Origin of the sequence: Streptomyces sp. NPDC059816, from assembly GCF_042732055.1 — a bacterium.
Lineage (GTDB): Bacteria > Actinomycetota > Actinomycetes > Streptomycetales > Streptomycetaceae > Streptomyces.
Map to the genome: position 1 here is coordinate 281,189 of NZ_JBHWIQ010000004.1, position 17,519 is coordinate 298,707.

Below are 17,519 nucleotides of genomic sequence, written 5' to 3' on the forward strand. Positions count from 1 at the left end.
CCCGGGAGTGTCCCCCACGGACGTGTGTGGGCGCCCCTTCCGCCAGCTGGTCCGAGGCGACTGCGGACCAGACCAGCGAGGCTGGCGGGAGCAGCTGGCCGATGAGACCTCCGACGCTGCTAGGCCAGGGCCAGGAGGTGATCCGTGGGGCCGTAATCGATCTTCCAGTCGACATAGATCCCGCAGAGGCCGTCCTGCTCGCACCGCAACCCGACCGTCACTCAGCGGACCGACCCGTCCGCGGCGAGCGAGAACGCGACTGCCGTCTCGAACTCCCCGCCCCCACACGGACAGCCGGCCTCGCCGGGGTCCGCCTCCCCCCAGAACTCCGCGCTGTCCGCGATGAACGCGCGCCCGCCGCACCCGGTGCACACCCGCTCGGCTCCGCCCTCGACATCGTCAACGAGCACGACGAACACGCGCCCGCCGCACTCGCCGCAGACGGAAGACACGATCTTCACCGGACGGTCGTCATCGGCGTTCCGCAGAAACGCCGCGAGGTCCGCGGAGACACCTTGGCCGACCTGATCATCCACATGCACGGACCCATCGTTCCAGACACCTGAACCAGCTCCATCCACCTTGACCAAGCCACTTGGGGGGCCTCCCCCCCTCCCCCTCCCTCCCCTCCCCCGTGCACCGCGTCCGTACCCTGCCGTTCGGGCGGGCCGCACCAGCCGTCTGCCCGCCTGCCTCGCCACACGCCTGCCTCGCCACACGCCCGCCTCAGCGCACGCCCGCTTCGCCGCACCTGCGTCTCACCGACTGATCGGCGGGGTGCCCTCCGCGGCCCGGGGCCAGTGCTCGTGCAGGGTCCGGACCATCTCGGCGATGGCCGGGCGCCGTGCTGCTCCGGTACGCCAGATCGCGTAGAGGTGGCGCACGGGCACGGGGTCCAACCGCACCGCCACCACGCCGTCCGGTAGCGGGCCCCGTCCGAGCCTGGGGATCAGCGCGATGCCCAGTCCCGCTTCCACCAGGGCCACCAGCGTGGGGTTCTCATCCGCGTAGTGGGCCACGTCAGGTTCGATCCCGGCGGTCCGCAACGTGCCCATCAGCCAGTTGTGGCACACCCGCCCCGGTGGTTGGCACACCCAACGCTCCCCGTCGAAGTCCTCCCGTCGTACCGTCTTCCGTCGTGCGAACCGGTGCCCCCGCGGCACCAGCAGATCGCACAGGTCGTCCCCGATCCGAGCCTGTTCCACCCCCGGTGGTGCGGGCAGCGGTGCGATGTCCCAGTCATGGGCCACCGCCATGTCCAGAACGCCCTTCGCCACCAGGTCCACCGACTCATGGGGGTCCACCTCGGACATGCGGACGTCCAAGGTGGGATGACCTGCCGCGAGCTCCGCCAGCACCCCCGGCATCAGTCCGCGGGCGGCCGAGGCGAACGCCGCGATCGCGAGCCGTCCCGTCGGCGTGCCCTTGCGTTCCTCCAGGTCCGTTGCGGCGCGCTCCATGATCGTCATCAGTTCGTGCGCGGCCTCCACCAGGCGGTGGGCGTCCTCGGTCAGCCGCACCCCCCTGCCGTGCCGTTCCAGGAGAACCGTGCGGGTCTCCCGTTCCAGCTTGGCTATCTGCTGAGACACCGCCGACGCCGTGTAACCGAGCGACATCGCCGCTGCTCCGACCGTTCCGTGCACGGACACCGCGTGCAGGGCCTTCAGCCTCTGTAGATCCAGCACCCGGACTCCTGACTCCCTGACGCCGACTCCCTGATGCCGACTCCGTGACGTCGGCACTTTGACCACGGGCTCTCGACCGCTGAGTCGGGGGTTATCCGCATCGTCCACGGGGCTCCGTCGCCCACTTGGATTTAGCGATGCTTAATCCAAGCATGCAGTAATCATCGCTAGTGCTAAACAGTCGCTGCCGTTGATGCTCGATGCATGCGACTCGCGCACATCGGCCTCGCCGTCTCCGTCACCGCGCTCTGGGGCGTCAACTTCGTCGTCATCGACTTCGGGCTCTCTCAGTTCCCTCCGCTCCTCTTCGCCGCGCTCCGCTTCCTCGTCGCCGCGGTGCCCGCGATCTTCCTGGTGGGAAGGCCCAAGGTCGCCTGGAAGTGGATCATCGCGGTCGGTATGGCCCTGGGCGTCATGAAGTTCGGGCTGGTGTTCGTCGGCATGCACCAGGGCATGCCCGCCGGGCTGACCTCCTTGGTCCTTCAGGTGCAAGCGGTCTTCACGGCCGTCTTCGCCGCCGTCGTGCTGCGCGAGCGCCCCGGACCGGTCCGAACCCTCGGCATGGCCGTGGCCCTGGTGGGTGTCGCCGTCGCGGCCGTGGACGAAGGCACCTCGGGGCCGCTGCTGGGCTTCACCCTGGTGGTGGCCGCCGCCGCGGGCTGGGGCGTCTCGAACGTCCTCACCCGGAAGGCCGCGCCTCCGGACGCGTTCAACTTCATCGTGTGGGTCAGCCTCGTCCCGGTGCTTCCCCTGTACCTGCTCTCCCTCCTCTTCGAAGGCCCGTCGGAGGGCTTCGCAGCCCTGCGTTCGCTGGACTGGGCCGGGGTGGGGACCATCGTCTTCGTCGCCTGGATCAGCACCAACCTGGGCTTCGGTGCCTGGGGTTGGCTATTGCGTCGGTACCCCGCGTCCACCGTCGCGCCCTTCACCCTCCTCGTCCCCGTCTTCGGGATGTCCTCCGCCGCCCTCCTCCTGGACGAGTCCATCAGCCCGCTGCGGTGGTGCGCCGCCGGCCTCCTGGTTGCCGGGGTCGCCCTGACCTCACTCGCGCCGAGCCGCCCGCCCGCGGGCCCCGGCCGGGTGGCCGCCGGTCACCTGCCGCCGGACCCCGACGACACCACTGCCCTGACCGCTGCCCCCGAGCCCACCGCGTCCCCCGTTCCGGTAGTACCCCCCGGTACCCCACCGGACGGAACTACGCCGGACGGGACTACGCCGGACGCAACCTCGCCGGGCGGAGCCCCGCACAGTCGCCGCGCCCCGTTCCGTCGAGCAGCCGTGCCAAGTGCTCCCGACCCGGACCCAACAGACCCGGGAGCGGAGCCGCCCCCTCGTACCACCTCTTCTCGTACTCCCAGCAAAGCCAGCCGTCCCAGCCGTCCCGGCTGAGGGCCTCCAGGTACGCACCCAGGGGCAGGACCCCCGCACCGAGCCCCAACGGGGTGGTGTCCTCGGCGGACGCCACGTCCTTGACCTGGACGTATCCGAGGTGCGGTCGCAGCGCCGCGTGAGTCATCGCAGGCTCTTCCCCGGCGAGCCAGGTGTGCAGCACGTCCCACAGCACGCCCACTCCGGGGTGATCGACCTGCGAGACGATGCGTGCGCTCGCCGCACCCGACCGGTGCGAGTCGTGGGTCTCCAGGAGGATGCGCACCCCGAGGCCCGCGGCCCACTCGGCGACCACGCCGAGCCGTCGGGCCGCCGTGGTCTCGGACTCCGCTGTCTCGGCGGGCCCCAGCCCGGACCCCGCCCCGGGGAACACCCGCACGTAGGGCGCACCGAGGTCGCTCGCCAGCGCCAACAACTCCCGCACCTCGTCCAGCACCGGCCCGTCGTCTCCGGGAGCCGCCACCCGTGCGTATCCGGCGACACCCAGGACCTCCACGTCCGAGTCCGCGAACGCGGAGGCGACCCCGGACCGTTCGGCGGCGGTCAGGCCCGGGTGCACGGACTCCTCGATGTGGGCGCGCAGTTCGACACCGTGGTAGCCGTGCGTGGTGGCGAGCCCGATGACCTCGGGGATCGCGAGTCCTGACACGCCGAGCGTGGAGAAGGCCAGCCTCATGGCCCCGACCCTACCCGCGGGGCGATCGGCCGCTCCCGGAGGAAATGTCCGCCCCTGTGGGGCATCCGTGCGGGGCGGGCGCGCTCACCGTACGGGTGGCCCCGGGCCCGCCGTTGCCCGGGCACCGCATCCCGGCGCGGGACCCGGGCGCTCCGGCTTCGGGTGGGCGGGGGTGAACCGGGTGGGGGCCGTCGTCCGAACCGCTTGGGCGGTGGGCACGCCAGGGATCGGGGCGGGCGCGCGGCCGGGCGACGGGACGCGCGACGGTCGGGACGGGGTGGGCGACGGTCGGGGCGATGGGGCGTGTGACGGGCGGGACGGGATGGGTGACGGTCGGGGCGGCTGGGGTGAAGTGCTCGGCATGTTCGACTCCGAATCCTTGCGACTGCCTCCAAGTTGGCCGAGGTCAGCCGGGTGGGCAACCCCTGTGGACAACGCTCTGTGGATAACTGGCGAAGGGCTGATAGCCGGCTCACTCACAAGGGTGAGGCCCCTCCCTGCAGGGCGTCACACCTGCCCCACCCATCCCGCCCGACTCCTAGGTCACTGCCGAGGCGCCGCGGTCGAACCGCGCACCATCAGCTCTCCCCGCACCTTGGCGATCCCGCCCGGCGGGGGAGCCTCCCGCCCCATGGCGATCCGCCCCGCCCGCGCCCCGGCCTCGGACAGCGGCAGTCGTACGGTGGTCAGGGCGGGCACGGCGTCCACACTGAACGGCAGGTCGTCGAAGCCCGCCACCGATACGTCCTGGGGAATCCGCAGGCCGTGGTCCCGCAGCGCGGCACAGGCACCCAGCGCCACGGTGTCGTTGGCCGCCACGAGCGCGGTCAGCCCGGGGTCCCGACGCAGCAGTTCCACCGCCCCGTCGTATCCGCTCTGCCGGTCGTACGCCCCGTGCACCACGAGCGCCTCCGCCTCCGGCACACCTCCCGAGCGTTCCACGACCCCGCCCACCGCCCCATCCGGAGCGCCTCCCGCCCCGCCCGTCACACCCGGAGCGCCACCCGTCACACCCGGAACGTCCAAGGCACCCACCGGCTGCGCCGAGTGCGCGATGCCCAGCACGTGCACCGCACCCGGACCCACCCCGCTCCCGTTCGCCGCACCCTCGTACTCGGCGGCGCCCGCGTACGCGCCCCCGCTCCCGTGCGCAACGGAGTCCCCGGGGTGCGCGGCCCCCGGACCGATTCCGGCGAGCCCCGCCCGGTGTCCCGCCAGCCGCTCCCGCGTGGTCGTCCGGCCGGCGGGCCCGGCGACGTACCCGATCCGGCGGTGCCCGAGCGCCAACAGGTGCTCCGTCAGCATCCGTCCGCCCCGTACGTTGTCGAAGGTCAGGGCCACCGCGTCGGTCCCCGGCACCGGGGGGCGCCCGCACAGCACCACGCGGGTGCCCGCCTCCGCGAGCCTCCGCAGCTTGGCGCTCATCGCCTCGGTGTGTTCGGGGCTGTCGACGGTGCCGCCGGTGAGCACCACGGCGGCGGCACGCTGTCGTTGGAGCAGCGTCAGATAGGTGAGTTCACGTTCGGGAGACCCCCCGGTGTTGCACACCACGGCGAGCCGTTCGCCCCCCGCGCGGCCACCCGGACCGGTGATCTCGGACTGCACCGCCCCGGCCATGATCCCGAAGAACGGGTCGGCGATGTCGTTGACCAGGATGCCCACGAGGTCGGAGGTGGCGGCGGCCAGCGCGCTGGCCGGTCCGTTGAGCACGTAGTCGAGCTCTTCCACGGCCCGCAGGACCCGCTCCCGGGTGGTTGCCGCAACGGGATAGTTGCCGTTCAGCACCCGCGAGACGGTGGCGGGGGAGACCTTCGCCCGGGCTGCCACGTCAGCCAGTGTCGCCGTCATCCAGTCGTCCTCCGGTCCGTCCGCGGTCGGCCCCGGTCTGGTGGGGGCCGCTGCCCATCGGTGCACATCCGAATCCGGACCTTAGCCGGGTCGGGGCCCGCCCGTCGGTCCGCCGGAGAACCCGTGGGCGCGGGCGGGTGGAACCCCCCACCGGAGCCGGGCCCCAGCGGGACGCGATGGCAGGAATCTCACGATGACTAGTGACACGGGGACAGAAAGCGCTTACTGTTCATTTCAGTGAGCGATCGCACGCAGCCCGTGACGGACGGGCGAGGGAGGAAGTCGATGGCAGTCAGGACCGTACGCATCGCGATGAACGGCGTGACCGGCCGGATGGGGCACCGGCAACACCTGGTCCGCTCGATCCTGGCGATCCGCGAACAGGGCGGGCTCGACCTCGGCGACGGCAGCACCCTGTGGCCCGAACCGGTGCTCGTCGGCCGCCGTGCCGCGGCGCTGAGAGCCCTGGCCGAGGAGCACGGGCTCGACCCGGACCACACATCGACCGACCTCGACGCGGTGCTCGCGGACGACTCCATCGAGATCTACTTCGACGCCCAGGTGACGTCCGCGCGGGTGCCCGCCCTCAAGCGCGCCATCGCCGCCGGCAAGCACGTCTACACCGAGAAGCCGACCGCACCCAGCCTCGACGAGGCACGCGAACTCGCCCGGCTCGCCGGCGCGGCGGGCATCAAGCACGGGGTGGTGCAGGACAAGCTCTTTCTGCCCGGACTGCGCAAGCTCGCCCGCCTCGTGGAGGGCGGCTTCTTCGGCCGGATCCTGTCGGTGCGCGGCGAATTCGGCTACTGGGTCTTCGAGGGGGACCAGCAGCCCGCTCAGCGCCCCTCGTGGAACTACCGTGCCGAGGACGGCGGCGGGATCATCCTCGACATGTTCCCGCACTGGGAGTACGTGCTGCATGAACTGTTCGGGCGGGTGCGCTCCGTCCAGGCGCTGACCGCCACCCACGTCCCGCAGCGCTGGGACGAGCGGGGCGAGCCGTACCCCGCGACCGCCGACGACGCCGCGTACGGCATCTTCGAGCTCGACGGGGGCGTGGTCGCACAGATCAACTCCTCCTGGACGGTACGCGTCCACCGCGACGAACTCGTGGAGTTCCAGGTGGACGGCACCGAGGGCTCGGCGGTGGCCGGTCTGCGCGGCTGTCGGGTGCAGCACCGGGCGGTGACCCCGAAACCCGTGTGGAACCCGGACCTGCCCGTCACCCACGCGTTCCGCGACGACTGGCAGGAAGTGCCCGACAACGAGGAGTTCGACAACGGCTTCAAGGCGCAGTGGGAACTGTTCCTGCGCCACGTCTACCTGGACACGCCCTACGCGTGGGACCTCCTCGCCGGTGCGCGCGGGGTGCAACTCGCCGAACTGGGCTTGCGGTCGACCGCCGAGGGCCGCCGCATCGAGGTCCCGGAGTTGTCGCTGTGACCCTGCGCCTACCCGACGCCGACGGGACCCTGCGTACGCACACACCGAGCGCCCCGGGCGCGCACCCGTCGTCCGAGGAGCCCGCGTCGGCACAGCCGTTCGCCTCGCGGGTGGTGTTCGCAGCGGCCCACGTGGTCGCCGACCCGCTCGCTGCGCCGCTCGCGAACGGGTCCGGGGTCGGCCCGGCAGCCGTCGACTGGGACGCCACCCTCGCCTTCCGCCGCCATCTGTGGGCACACGGCCTCGGGGTCGCCGAGGCCATGGACACCGCCCAGCGGGGCATGGGCCTCGACTGGCCGGGCGCGGCCGAACTGATCCGGCGCTCCGCGGCCGAGGCCAGGGCGGAGGGTGGCCGGGTGGTGTGCGGCGCGGGCACCGACCAACTCTCCGGCCTGGCCTCGCTCGCCGAGGTCCGTGCGGCCTACGAGGAGCAGCTCGCCGTGGTGGAGGAGTCCGGCGCGGGCGCCGTACTCATGGCCTCCCGCGCGCTCGCCGCCACCGCGACCGGCCCCGATGACTACTGTGCCGTCTACGGGGACCTGCTGCGCCAGGCAGCCCGCCCGGTCGTCCTGCACTGGCTCGGTCCCATGTTCGATCCCGCACTGGGAGGCTACTGGGGCTCCTCCGACCTCGACGAGGCGACGGACACCTTCCTCGACGTGATCGCGGCGCACCCGGAGAAGGTCGACGGCATCAAGATCTCCCTACTGGACGCGGACCGGGAGGTCGAGCTGCGTCGCCGGCTGCCGGCGGGAGTGCGCTGTTACACGGGCGACGACTTCCACTACCCGCAACTGATCGAGGGCGACGAACTCCACTTCAGCCACGCCCTTCTGGGGGTCCTCGACCCCCTCGCGCCCCTCGCCGCCCGGGCACTGCGCCGGCTGGACGCGGGCGACACCGACGGGTTCCGCCAGCTCCTCGATCCGACCGTGCCCCTGGCCCGGCACCTGTTCGGGGCGCCGACCCGCTACTACAAGACCGGTGTGGTGTTCCTCGCCTGGCTGGCGGGGCACCAGACGCACTTCACGATGGTCGGTGGCCTCCAGACGGCGCGTTCCCTGCCGCACCTGGCCCGTGCCTATGAACTCGCGGACGACCTGGGCCTCTTCCCTGATCCGCACCTCGCCGAGCAGCGCATGCGGACCCTACTGACGCTCCACGGGGTGGACCAGTGACCAGACCCGAGAGCCGCCCGCCCCGCTCGCCCCGCCCGCCCATGGGTTCCGCCGCCCCCGAGGGCACCCCGGGTCGGCTGAGCATCAACCAGATGACCGTCAAGGGGCTGTCGCTACCCGAACTGGTCGACGCATGCGTCGAGTTCGGAGTCAGTTCGGTCGGCCTGTGGCGGGACCCGGTGCGCGCCTTCGGGGTCGGGGCTGCCGCCCGACTGGTGCACGACGCGGGTCTGACCGTCAGCACCCTGTGCCGGGGCGGCTTCCTCACCGCCACCGGCCCCGCCGAACGGGCAGCCGCCCTGGACGACAACCGGGCCGCCGTCCGCGAGGCAGCCGGGCTGGGCACCGACACACTGGTGTTGGTCTGCGGTGGACTGCCGCCGGGCGAGCACGACCTGGGTGCCGCCCGCGGCCGGATCGCTGACGCCCTGGGGAGCCTGGTTCCCTACGCCGCCGACCACGGGGTGCGGCTCGCCATCGAACCGTTGCATCCCATGTTCGCTTCGGACCGGTGCGTCGTCTCCACCTTGGAGCAGGCCCTCGACCTCGCCGAGCCGTTCCCCGCCGACCAGGTGGGCGTGTGCGTGGACACCTATCACGTGTGGTGGGACGATCACGCCCCCGCACAGGTAGCGCGCGCCGCCGAGGCGGGTCGGCTGCACGCCTTCCAACTCGCGGACTGGGTGACCCCGTTGCCCGAGGGCGTTCTCAACGGGCGCGGCCAACTCGGGGACGGGGTGATCGATCTGCGTGGATGGCATGCGCGTCTGGACGAGGTCGGGTACACGGGCCCCGTGGAGGTCGAGTTGTTCAGCGACGTCCTGTGGGCGCGGGACGGTCGGGAGCTCCTGGCCGAGACGGTGGACCGCTACCGCACGCACGCCGCCCCCTGACCGCCACCGCCACCGCCACCGTCACCGCCATGCGGCGCGCGCTGGCCGACGGGCCTGGCACGCCGAACAACACGCGCCCCCGGCGGCCCCCTTCGCGCCCAGCGGCCGAAAAGAATCATGGACGGGCACTGCAACCGTTCCCGTACCCCCCGGGTCTACTTGAGCACGAGCCCCTTAGGGGGACGGCCCCGCCGGGCCGGGGGCTCCAACGGGGAGAACGGGGGAGCGGGGATAGCCCGAGGGGGTCCGTCAGGGCCCCCTCGACGGCTCCCCCGCGGTTCAGCACCGCCGCCCGGCCCGTTCGAGCTCGACGGCGGTCGGGAAGGCGGCCTGCGCACCGGGCCGGGTCACCGCCTCGGCCCCCACCCGAGCCCCGTACGCAGCGGCCTCCACCAGGGTTTCGCCGACGCCCAGCCGCCACCCCAGCGCGGCCGTGAACGCGTCCCCCGCGCCCGTGGTGTCCACGGGCGTCACCGGTACCGCAGGCACCCGTACCGTCGTGCGGCCGTCGGCAGCCGGCAGCCGGCAGCCGGCAGCCGGCCACCAGGGCACCCCGTGCGCCCAGGGTGACCACCACGGAACGCGGCCCGAGGGCGAGCAGCCCGCGCGCCCAGTCCGCCGGCTCAGCCCCGGCCCCCGGGCCGAGCACCACCCGGGCCTCGTGCTCGTTGACGACGAGCGGGTCACATGCGGCGAGCCCCTCGGTGGGCAGCAGCGCGGGAGGTGACGGGTTGAGAGCGAACCGGTTGCCCGGGCCGAGCAGCCTGAGCACCTCGGCGACCGTGGCGAGGGGGATCTCCAACTGCGCCGACACCACGATGCTGTTGTCCCCGGACGGGTCGACGGTGATCAGGGCCACCCCGGTGGGCGCCCCGCCGACCAGCACACCCGAGGTGTCCACGCCCGCCGCCCGCTGCCGGTCCAACAGCAGTCGCCCGTGCGGATCGTCGCCCACCCGTGCGAGGAGGGCGGTGCGCGCACCGAGCCGGGCGGCGGCCACGGCCTGGTTGGCGCCCTTGCCGCCGGGGTGGACGGCGAGGTCGGAGCCGAGCACGGTCTCCCCGGCGCCCGGGCGACGGTCCACGCCGACCACCAGATCGGCATTGGCCGACCCCACCACCACCAGGTCGTGCGCGTACGTACCGGTGCCCGGACTCATGGGGGTGAACTCCTGATCGTCTGCTCCACGGGTACCGCGCCGCCGGGGAGAGGGGGAAAGCCTCCGCCCACCGGGCCCGACCAGCCTGTCAGAGCGCGCGTGTAGCGTCGGGGCATGGCGAATCCTGGAGAGGTCGAGGGGGTCCTCGAACGGATCACGTATGCCAACGAGGAGACCGGCTACACCGTCGCGCGGGTGGACACCGGCCGCGGCGCCGCCGATCTGCTCACCGTGGTGGGCGCGCTGCTCGGGGCGCAGGTGGGGGAGTCCCTGCTGATGCGCGGGCGGTGGGGCTCCCATCCGCAGTACGGCAAGCAGTTCCACGTCGACGACTACAGCACCGTCCTGCCGGCCACCGTCCAGGGCATCCGGCGCTATCTGGGCTCCGGTCTGGTCAAGGGCATCGGCCCGGTGTTCGCCGACCGCATCACCCAACACTTCGGCGTGGACACCCTGACGATCATCGAGGAGGAGCCGAAGCGGCTGATCGAGGTCCCAGGTCTCGGCCCCAAGCGCACCAAGAAGATCGCAGCGGCCTGGGAGGAGCAGAAGGCGATCAAGGAGGTGATGCTGTTCCTCCAGAGCGTCGAGGTGTCCACGTCCATCGCGGTGCGCATCTACAAGAAGTACGGCGACGGGTCGATCGCCGTCGTCAGGGAGGAGCCCTACCGGTTGGCCGCCGACGTGTGGGGGATCGGGTTCCTCACCGCGGACCGCATCGCCCAGTCGGTCGGCATCCCGCACGACAGCCCCGAGCGGGTCAAGGCGGGACTCCAGTACGCGTTGTCGCAGTCGACCGACCAGGGTCACTGCTTCCTCCCCGAGGAACGTCTCATCTCCGATGCGGTGAAGCTCCTCGGGGTCGACACCGGGCTCGTCATCGACTGTCTGGGGCAGCTCGCCGCCGACGAGGAGGGCGTGGTCCGCGAGCGGGTGCCGGGACCCGAGGGCGACGAGGTGACCGCCGTCTACCTGGTGCCGTTCCACCGAGCCGAACTGTCCCTCTCCGGACAGCTCTTGAGGCTGTTGAACACCGAAGAGGACCGGATGCCCGTGTTCCGCGACGTCGTCTGGGACAAGGCGCTGGCCTGGCTCGCGGACCGCACGGGAGTCGAACTCGCCCCGGAGCAGGAGGAAGCCGTCCGGCTGGCGTTGACCCGCAAGGTGGCCGTCCTCACCGGAGGGCCCGGCTGCGGCAAGTCCTTCACGGTGCGTTCCATCGTGGAGTTGGCCCGTGCCAAGCGGGCCAAGGTCGTGCTGGCCGCGCCCACGGGCCGCGCCGCCAAGCGGCTGGCGGAGCTGACGGGAGCCGAGGCGTCGACGGTGCACCGGTTGCTGGAGCTCAGGCCCGGCGGTGACGCCTCCTACGACCGTGACCGGCCCCTGGACGCCGACCTGGTGGTGGTGGACGAGGCGTCCATGCTGGATCTGCTGTTGGCGAACAAACTCGTCAAGGCGGTGGCCCCGGGCGCGCACCTGCTGTTCGTCGGGGACGTCGACCAGCTGCCCAGCGTCGGCGCCGGTGAGGTGCTGCGGGACCTGCTGGCGGACGGCGGTCCGGTACCTGCGGTGCGGCTGACCAGGATCTTCCGTCAGGCCCAGGAGTCCGGGGTGGTCACCAACGCGCACCGGATCAACTCCGGTCTGCCGCCCCTCACCCAGGAGCTGAAGGACTTCTTCCTCTTCGTCGAGGAGGACACGGAGGAGGCCGGGCGGCTCACCGTCGACGTCGCCGCGCGACGGATTCCCGCCAAATTCGGTTTGGACCCGCGGCGTGATGTGCAGGTGCTCGCGCCGATGCACCGGGGCCCCGCCGGGGCGGGCAACCTGAACGCGTTGCTCCAGCAGTCGATCACGCCGGGCCGCCCCGACCTGCCGGAAAAGCGGTTCGGCGGCCGGGTCTTCAGGGTCGGTGACAAGGTCACGCAGATCCGCAACAACTACGAGAAGGGCGCCAGCGGCGTCTTCAACGGCACCGTCGGCGTGGTCACCGCGCTCGACCTGGACGAACAGCGTCTGACGGTAGTGACGGACGAGGACGAAGAGGTGCCGTACGACTTCGACGAACTGGACGAACTGGCCCACGCCTACGCCGTGACCATCCACCGCTCGCAGGGCAGCGAATATCCAGCCGTAGTGATCCCCGTCACTACGGGGGCGTGGATGATGCTGCAACGCAATCTGCTCTACACGGCTGTGACGCGCGCCAAGAAGCTCGTCGTGCTCGTGGGTTCCCGCAAGGCCCTGGGTCAGGCGGTGCGCACGGTGTCGGCGGGGCGCCGTTGCACCGCACTGGACTTCCGGCTCTCCGGCAGGTCCGGCTCCATCGAGCGTTCCGACCGATCCGAGACCCAGCGGGCGGTTTGATCGATCAAACGAGTCGGAAAGGTCACACGAGGCTTTCGGAACCGGGGCGAAGGGGGCAGGATAGGCAGGCTAGCGGCACTGAGTGCCGCCAACTAGCCCAAAGCTCGACCCCCAGTGCACTCTCCTGCGCCAAATGGGGGATGGTAGAGACAGTCAGGGCACCTCGAAGATGAGGCACTACGTCGGTGAGGGAAGACGTGAGCGAGAAACGCGACAACGCGGTAGTACTTCGGTACGGCGACGGCGAGTACACCTATCCGGTGATCGACAGCACCGTCGGCGATGAGGGCTTCGACATTGGGAAGCTCCGCGCCCAGACGGGCCTGGTCACGCTGGACAGCGGCTACGGGAACACGGCCGCCTACAAGTCGGCGATCACCTATCTCGACGGTGAGCAGGGCATCCTGCGGTACCGCGGCTATCCCATCGAGCAGCTCGCCGAGCACTCCAGCTTCCTGGAGGTGGGGTACCTCCTGATCAACGGTGAGCTGCCGACGGTCGACGAGCTCGCCGTCTTCCGCAACGAGATCACCCAGCACACCCTGCTGCACGAGGACGTCAAGCGGTTCTTCGACGGCTTCCCGCGGGACGCGCACCCGATGGCGATGCTCTCGTCCGTCGTCAGCGCGCTGTCCACGTTCTACCAGGACAGCCACAACCCGTTCGACGAGAAGCAGCGGCACCTGTCCACGATCCGGCTGCTCGCCAAGCTGCCGACGATCGCGGCCTACGCCTACAAGAAGTCGATCGGCCACCCCTTCGTCTACCCGCGCAACGACCTCGGGTACGTCGAGAACTTCCTGCGCATGACCTTCTCGGTCCCCGCGCAGGAGTACGTGCCGGACCCGGTCGTCGTCTCGGCGCTGGACAAGCTGCTCATCCTGCACGCGGACCATGAGCAGAACTGTTCGACGTCCACCGTGCGCCTGGTCGGCTCCTCGCAGGCGAACATGTTCGCCTCGATCTCCGCCGGCATCTCCGCCCTCTGGGGCCCGCTGCACGGCGGCGCCAACCAGAGCGTGCTGGAGATGCTGGAGGGCATCCAGGCGAGCGGCGGCGACGTCGACACCTTCATCCGCAAGGTGAAGAACAAGGAAGACGGCGTGAAGCTCATGGGCTTCGGGCACCGCGTCTACAAGAACTTCGACCCCCGGGCGAAGATCATCAAGGCGGCGGCGCACGACGTCCTCTCGGCGCTCGGCAAGTCCGACGAACTGCTCGACATCGCGCTGAAGCTGGAAGAGCACGCACTGGCCGACGAGTACTTCGTCGAGCGCAAGCTCTACCCGAACGTCGACTTCTACACCGGCCTGATCTACCGGGCCATGGGCTTCCCGAGCGAGATGTTCACCGTGCTGTTCGCGCTCGGCCGGCTTCCCGGCTGGATCGCCCAGTGGCACGAGATGATCAAGGAGCCGGGTTCCCGCATCGGCCGTCCGCGGCAGATCTACACCGGTGTCGTCGAACGCGACTTCGTGCCGGTCGAGTCCCGCTGACCGGTTGACGTCGTGATCGTCCGGCCGGAGCGGGAAGGGTTCGGCCGGGACGAACGGCACTGAGGGCACCGGCCGAGTCCGGTCGGTGCGCGCCATGGGGTGCACGGGATGCCGCCCGGTCCGGGGGGCGGCGTTCCCCGGCGCCCGGACCGGCGCTGTGGGCCGGCCGTGCGCCCGCGCGGACTGAGGACATGGGCGCCACATCACATCGGGCATCGCCTACGCGGTGCCCGATTTCGTGTGTCCGGAGCCAAGCCGCATCCCGGAGCCGGAGCCCCCAGCCGCGTCGGGGTCGAGCCGGGCCCGTACGAGCGCCGTGGAGGTGACTTCGTGCCCACCCGGCGTCCGTAGGGCCTTCGAGGTCCTGTGGGGGCGTCTGAGGGCCGGGGCGGCGCCCTCCGGTCGGGGGGGGGGAGGGCCAGCGGATCCGGCGGGGGAGCCAGCGGGCCCGACGGGGACGGGAGAGGCGCCGGACCGAAAGGCGGCGCGGAGACACGGGGAGGCGTGCGAAGGGCGCAGAGAAAGGCGGAAGGCGCCCCACCGCCGGTCCCCCCACGGGCCGACGAATGGGACGCCTTCCTTTGTCCCGGTGCGGATTCCCCCCACGGGATCCGGCCGGGCGCTCATTGGGCAGCGCCTGCTGCTGGGGGTGGGTGCCTGCGGTCTGCCGGGACCCGTACGCACGGGAGGGCCGCTCAAAGCTCCCCGGTGCACGTGCCCCGGCAACGCACTTCGGAGACGTCCCCCAAGACATCCCCAATGTCCGAAACGCCCCCCAAGACGTTTCTGACATCGCCTTCTTAGACTCACCAGCATCCACGATGGTTACGTCGCGAACGCTGTGATCTATGTCTCCTGCATATGTCCATCTACCTGCGCAAGAGCCCCGATATGGCGATCGGGGCTCAAGCGTAAGGATGTTGCGCGGGGTCTGTGAAGGCCCCCGGAGATAGTTACCGGAATGTCTTCGGCCACAAGTGGTGCGTGACCGTGGAACCCGGCCTTCCCGGTGACGCCGAAGACACCGCCGTGGTCGCCCCCGCGGTTGTCCGGTCGCAGGGACCGGCCCCGCGGGAGGTGCCGCGGGCTACGTTATCGCCCCGCGCGTGGAAACGGTTCTTCTTGGCGAGGGAAAGGCGTTCTCCCGGACGCGAATGGCTTTCTGGCGACCGCATGGCTAGTTCGTTCGGGTCGTCACCGTCACCGTCACCGTCACCGTCGCGGCCGTCGGCGCGGGTCCGGGTGTCGGTCGGCGCGTCGGTCCGGGCGGACCCGCCGTGACGTGAGTGACCCCGGCCCCGCCCCCACGTCAGTGGGGTCGGGGCCGGGGTCGGTCGACGGGTCGGGTCAGGCGCGGCCGGTCAGTTCGTAGCCGGCCTCGTCGACGGCGGCACGGACGGCCTCCTCGTCGAGGGCGGTCTCCGACACCACGGTGACCTGGCCGGTGGCGGCCACCGCCTTCACCGAGCTGACTCCGGGGAGCGCGGAGATCTCGGTGGAGACGGAGCCCTCGCAGTGGCCGCAGGTCATCCCGGTCACCTGGTAGACGGTGGTCACGGAGTCCTGGGTCTGGGCGCTCATGTCGTTCTCCTCGGATGTCGCTGGTGGGACGCGGGGCGGGTGCGCCCGGGTCGTGGCGGTCGGAGGGGGGTCGAAGCCCCGGCCTCCCCGACACTCACCACACTATACCCCTAGGGGGTATGAAGCCAAGGGGCGTCGAGATGTCGGCAGCCCGTCGCGCGCACCTCACCCGTGACCTGCGCACCCCGCCCGGGCCCCGGGTGGCTCACCCGTGACCCGGGCACCTCACCCGTGACCGCGGGTGCGGCTTCGGGGCCGGGCCGCCGCCCAGGACCGGACGGTGTCGGCGTACCAGTAGGACCTGCCGTCCTCGACCACGTCCGGCGGTGGCATCAGCCCGTGCTTGCGGTACGAGCGCACGGTGTCGCGTTGTACGCGCAGGTGGGCGGCGATGTTCTGGTACGACCAGAGGGTCCTGTCGATCACGATGGTCCTCCCCGTGCGCACCGCGGGGGCGACCGGGGGGGTCGCCGGGGGCCGGGCGCGCTGGTGATCACTCACCCTCTGCCCGGCGTGCCGCGGAGCCGCGGTGCGCGGGAAGGCTGTGGAGGAGATGTGACGCAATTCCCGTTAATCCGTGACATGGGTGGGGGAAGGGGGACGTGTGCGTGCGGGCGCCGTCGGAGCGGGAGCGTCAGGCCCCGCAGGAGCGCAGGAAGGCGCGGGTGCGTCGGGCGATCGGCAGCGGGGCGTCCGGATCGCACGGGTACATGTCCTGCTCGACGATGGCGAACAGCTCCACGTCGAGGCGCTGGGCGGCCGTCAGGACCGGCCCGAGCGCGGGCACTCCCGAGGGCGGTTCGCACATCACGCCCCGGGCCACGGCCGGACCGAACGGCAGGCCCTCGGCGCGCACCTCCGCGAGGACGTCCGGGTCCACCTGTTTCAGGTGCAGGTATCCGATGCGCTCGCCGTAGGTCTCGATGAGCCGCACGCTGTCGCCGCCGCAGTAGGCGTAGTGGCCGGTGTCCAGGCAGAGCGACACCAGGTCCGGATCGGTGCCGTCGAGGAACCGGGCCACGTTCTCCTCGCTGTCGACGTGGGTGTCGGCGTGCGGATGGACGACGACGCGCAGCCCGAACCGTTCGCGCACCTCCCGCGCCAGCCGTTCGGTCTGCGAGGTGAGCGCCCGCCACTGGGCGGCGGTCAGGGTGCTGTCCTCCAGGACCTCGCCGGTCTTGTCGTCGCGCCAGAACGACGGAATGACGACGAGGTGCCCGGCGCCGCTCGCCCGGGCCAGGGCGGCGACCTCGGCGACGTGCTCCCAGGTGCGGTCCCAGACGGCGCTCCCGTGGTGCAGCCCGGCGAAGACGGTGCCCGCGGAGACCTTGAGGCCGCGCCGGGCGGTCTCCTCGGCGAGCGTGACCGGGTCGGTGGGGAGGTACCCGTACGGGCCGAGTTCGATCCACTCGTAGCCGGCCGCGGCGACCTCGTCGAGGAAGCGCCGCCACGGCACCTGACGGGGGTCGTCGGCGAACCAGACGCCCCAGGAGTCGGGCGCCGACCCGATGCGGATGCGGGAGAGCGGGGCGGGCGGGTTGCCGGCCGTTGTGGTCATGCGGTTCAGCCTCCAGTCCGCCCGAGAAGGGTGTCAAGGACTGGTCCGAATGTCCGGACAACATGTTGACAGCGTTCGTTGACCGGCATTAGACCTGGGGGCACCACATCGGTGTGACCGGGCGCGCGAGCGCGGTGCGCGGCGACACCGGCCCGTACACCGGGAAGGGGCGACGTGCAGGTGAGCGACCCGCAGCACGACGGCGTGCGGGACGAGGACGGGCGGGACGAGGGCCGGCAGGACGGG

At 71.4% G+C, this 17,519-nt stretch carries 12 protein-coding genes and 2 pseudogenes; 6 read left to right on the plus strand and 8 right to left on the minus strand.

Features of this window, described 5'->3' with window-relative positions; genetic code table 11:
• Positions 1-221: 221 nt before the first annotated feature.
• Positions 222-590 (minus strand): hypothetical protein, encoded by a 369-nt coding sequence (locus ACFV88_RS07905; protein ID WP_385487210.1) that lies wholly within the window; start codon positions 588-590, stop codon positions 222-224.
• Between the two features lie 168 nt (positions 591-758).
• Complete coding sequence (locus ACFV88_RS07910) at positions 759-1,685, minus strand: LysR family transcriptional regulator (RefSeq protein ID WP_385487211.1); 927 nt, start codon at positions 1,683-1,685, stop codon at positions 759-761.
• 204 nt (positions 1,686-1,889) lie between these two features.
• Between ACFV88_RS07910 and ACFV88_RS07915 the strand changes: the two are divergent.
• Positions 1,890-2,669 (plus strand): annotated as a pseudogene (locus ACFV88_RS07915) (EamA family transporter); the annotation flags it as partial.
• A gap of 226 nt (positions 2,670-2,895) precedes the next feature.
• Here ACFV88_RS07915 and ACFV88_RS07920 read toward each other — a convergent pair.
• On the minus strand, positions 2,896-3,750 hold the full coding sequence (locus ACFV88_RS07920) for a sugar phosphate isomerase/epimerase family protein (protein WP_385487212.1): 855 nt from the start codon (positions 3,748-3,750) through the stop codon (positions 2,896-2,898).
• 543 nt (positions 3,751-4,293) lie between these two features.
• Positions 4,294-5,598: a LacI family DNA-binding transcriptional regulator gene (locus tag ACFV88_RS07925; RefSeq protein WP_385487213.1), complete on the minus strand. Its 1,305-nt coding sequence runs from the start codon at positions 5,596-5,598 to the stop codon at positions 4,294-4,296.
• Positions 5,599-5,883: 285 nt separating this feature from the next.
• Here ACFV88_RS07925 and ACFV88_RS07930 point away from each other — a divergent pair, with 285 nt between their 5' ends.
• Genes ACFV88_RS07930 through ACFV88_RS07940 form a run of 3 tightly spaced genes read left to right on the plus strand, consistent with a single transcriptional unit; the run spans position 5,884 to position 9,112 of the window.
• Complete coding sequence (locus tag ACFV88_RS07930; RefSeq protein WP_385487214.1) at positions 5,884-7,041, plus strand: Gfo/Idh/MocA family protein; 1,158 nt, start codon at positions 5,884-5,886, stop codon at positions 7,039-7,041.
• Positions 7,038-8,219, plus strand: a complete 1,182-nt coding sequence (locus ACFV88_RS07935; RefSeq protein WP_385487216.1) for a dihydrodipicolinate synthase family protein — start codon at positions 7,038-7,040, stop codon at positions 8,217-8,219. Before ACFV88_RS07930 ends, ACFV88_RS07935 begins: the two co-directional genes overlap by 4 nt.
• Before the next feature lie 41 nt (positions 8,220-8,260).
• Entirely contained in the window at positions 8,261-9,112 is an 852-nt protein-coding gene (locus ACFV88_RS07940; protein WP_385487434.1) for a sugar phosphate isomerase/epimerase family protein, read from the plus strand.
• Positions 9,113-9,391: 279 nt separating this feature from the next.
• Here ACFV88_RS07940 and ACFV88_RS07945 read toward each other — a convergent pair.
• Positions 9,392-10,271: pseudogene (locus ACFV88_RS07945) on the minus strand (ribokinase).
• 114 nt (positions 10,272-10,385) lie between these two features.
• On the opposite strand from ACFV88_RS07945, the gene ACFV88_RS07950 reads away from it, so the two are divergent.
• Positions 10,386-12,638, plus strand: coding sequence for an ATP-dependent RecD-like DNA helicase (locus ACFV88_RS07950; protein WP_385487218.1), 2,253 nt, complete (start codon positions 10,386-10,388; stop codon positions 12,636-12,638).
• A 197-nt stretch (positions 12,639-12,835) separates the two neighbouring features.
• Entirely contained in the window at positions 12,836-14,134 is a 1,299-nt protein-coding gene (locus tag ACFV88_RS07955; protein WP_385487220.1) for a citrate synthase, read from the plus strand.
• Positions 14,135-15,481: 1,347 nt separating this feature from the next.
• On the opposite strand, the gene ACFV88_RS07960 is transcribed toward ACFV88_RS07955, so the two are convergent.
• The 3 genes from ACFV88_RS07960 to ACFV88_RS07970 form a co-directional block, all read right to left on the minus strand.
• Positions 15,482-15,715, minus strand: a complete 234-nt coding sequence (locus tag ACFV88_RS07960; RefSeq protein WP_385487222.1) for a heavy-metal-associated domain-containing protein — start codon at positions 15,713-15,715, stop codon at positions 15,482-15,484.
• Between the two features lie 225 nt (positions 15,716-15,940).
• The gene (locus tag ACFV88_RS07965) at positions 15,941-16,141 is read right to left on the minus strand and encodes a helix-turn-helix transcriptional regulator (RefSeq protein ID WP_385487224.1); all 201 of its coding nucleotides are present in this window, start codon (positions 16,139-16,141) and stop codon (positions 15,941-15,943) included.
• Between the two features lie 208 nt (positions 16,142-16,349).
• Positions 16,350-17,273 (minus strand): sugar phosphate isomerase/epimerase family protein, encoded by a 924-nt coding sequence (locus tag ACFV88_RS07970; protein ID WP_385487226.1) that lies wholly within the window; start codon positions 17,271-17,273, stop codon positions 16,350-16,352.
• Between the last annotated feature and the right edge of the window lie 246 nt (positions 17,274-17,519).

What these genes read in the sequence shown, in the direction of transcription:
- ACFV88_RS07920 (WP_385487212.1), bottom strand. Translation starts at nt 3,750, where the DNA reads ATGAGGCTGGCCTTCTCCACGCTCGGCGTGTCAGGACTCGCGATCCCC.
- ACFV88_RS07925 (WP_385487213.1), bottom strand. Translation starts at nt 5,598, where the DNA reads ATGACGGCGACACTGGCTGACGTGGCAGCCCGGGCGAAGGTCTCCCCC.
- ACFV88_RS07930 (WP_385487214.1), top strand. Translation starts at nt 5,884, where the DNA reads ATGGCAGTCAGGACCGTACGCATCGCGATGAACGGCGTGACCGGCCGG.
- ACFV88_RS07940 (WP_385487434.1), top strand. Translation starts at nt 8,261, where the DNA reads ATGGGTTCCGCCGCCCCCGAGGGCACCCCGGGTCGGCTGAGCATCAAC.
- ACFV88_RS07950 (WP_385487218.1), top strand. Translation starts at nt 10,386, where the DNA reads ATGGCGAATCCTGGAGAGGTCGAGGGGGTCCTCGAACGGATCACGTAT.
- ACFV88_RS07960 (WP_385487222.1), bottom strand. Translation starts at nt 15,715, where the DNA reads ATGAGCGCCCAGACCCAGGACTCCGTGACCACCGTCTACCAGGTGACC.
- ACFV88_RS07970 (WP_385487226.1), bottom strand. Translation starts at nt 17,273, where the DNA reads ATGACCACAACGGCCGGCAACCCGCCCGCCCCGCTCTCCCGCATCCGC.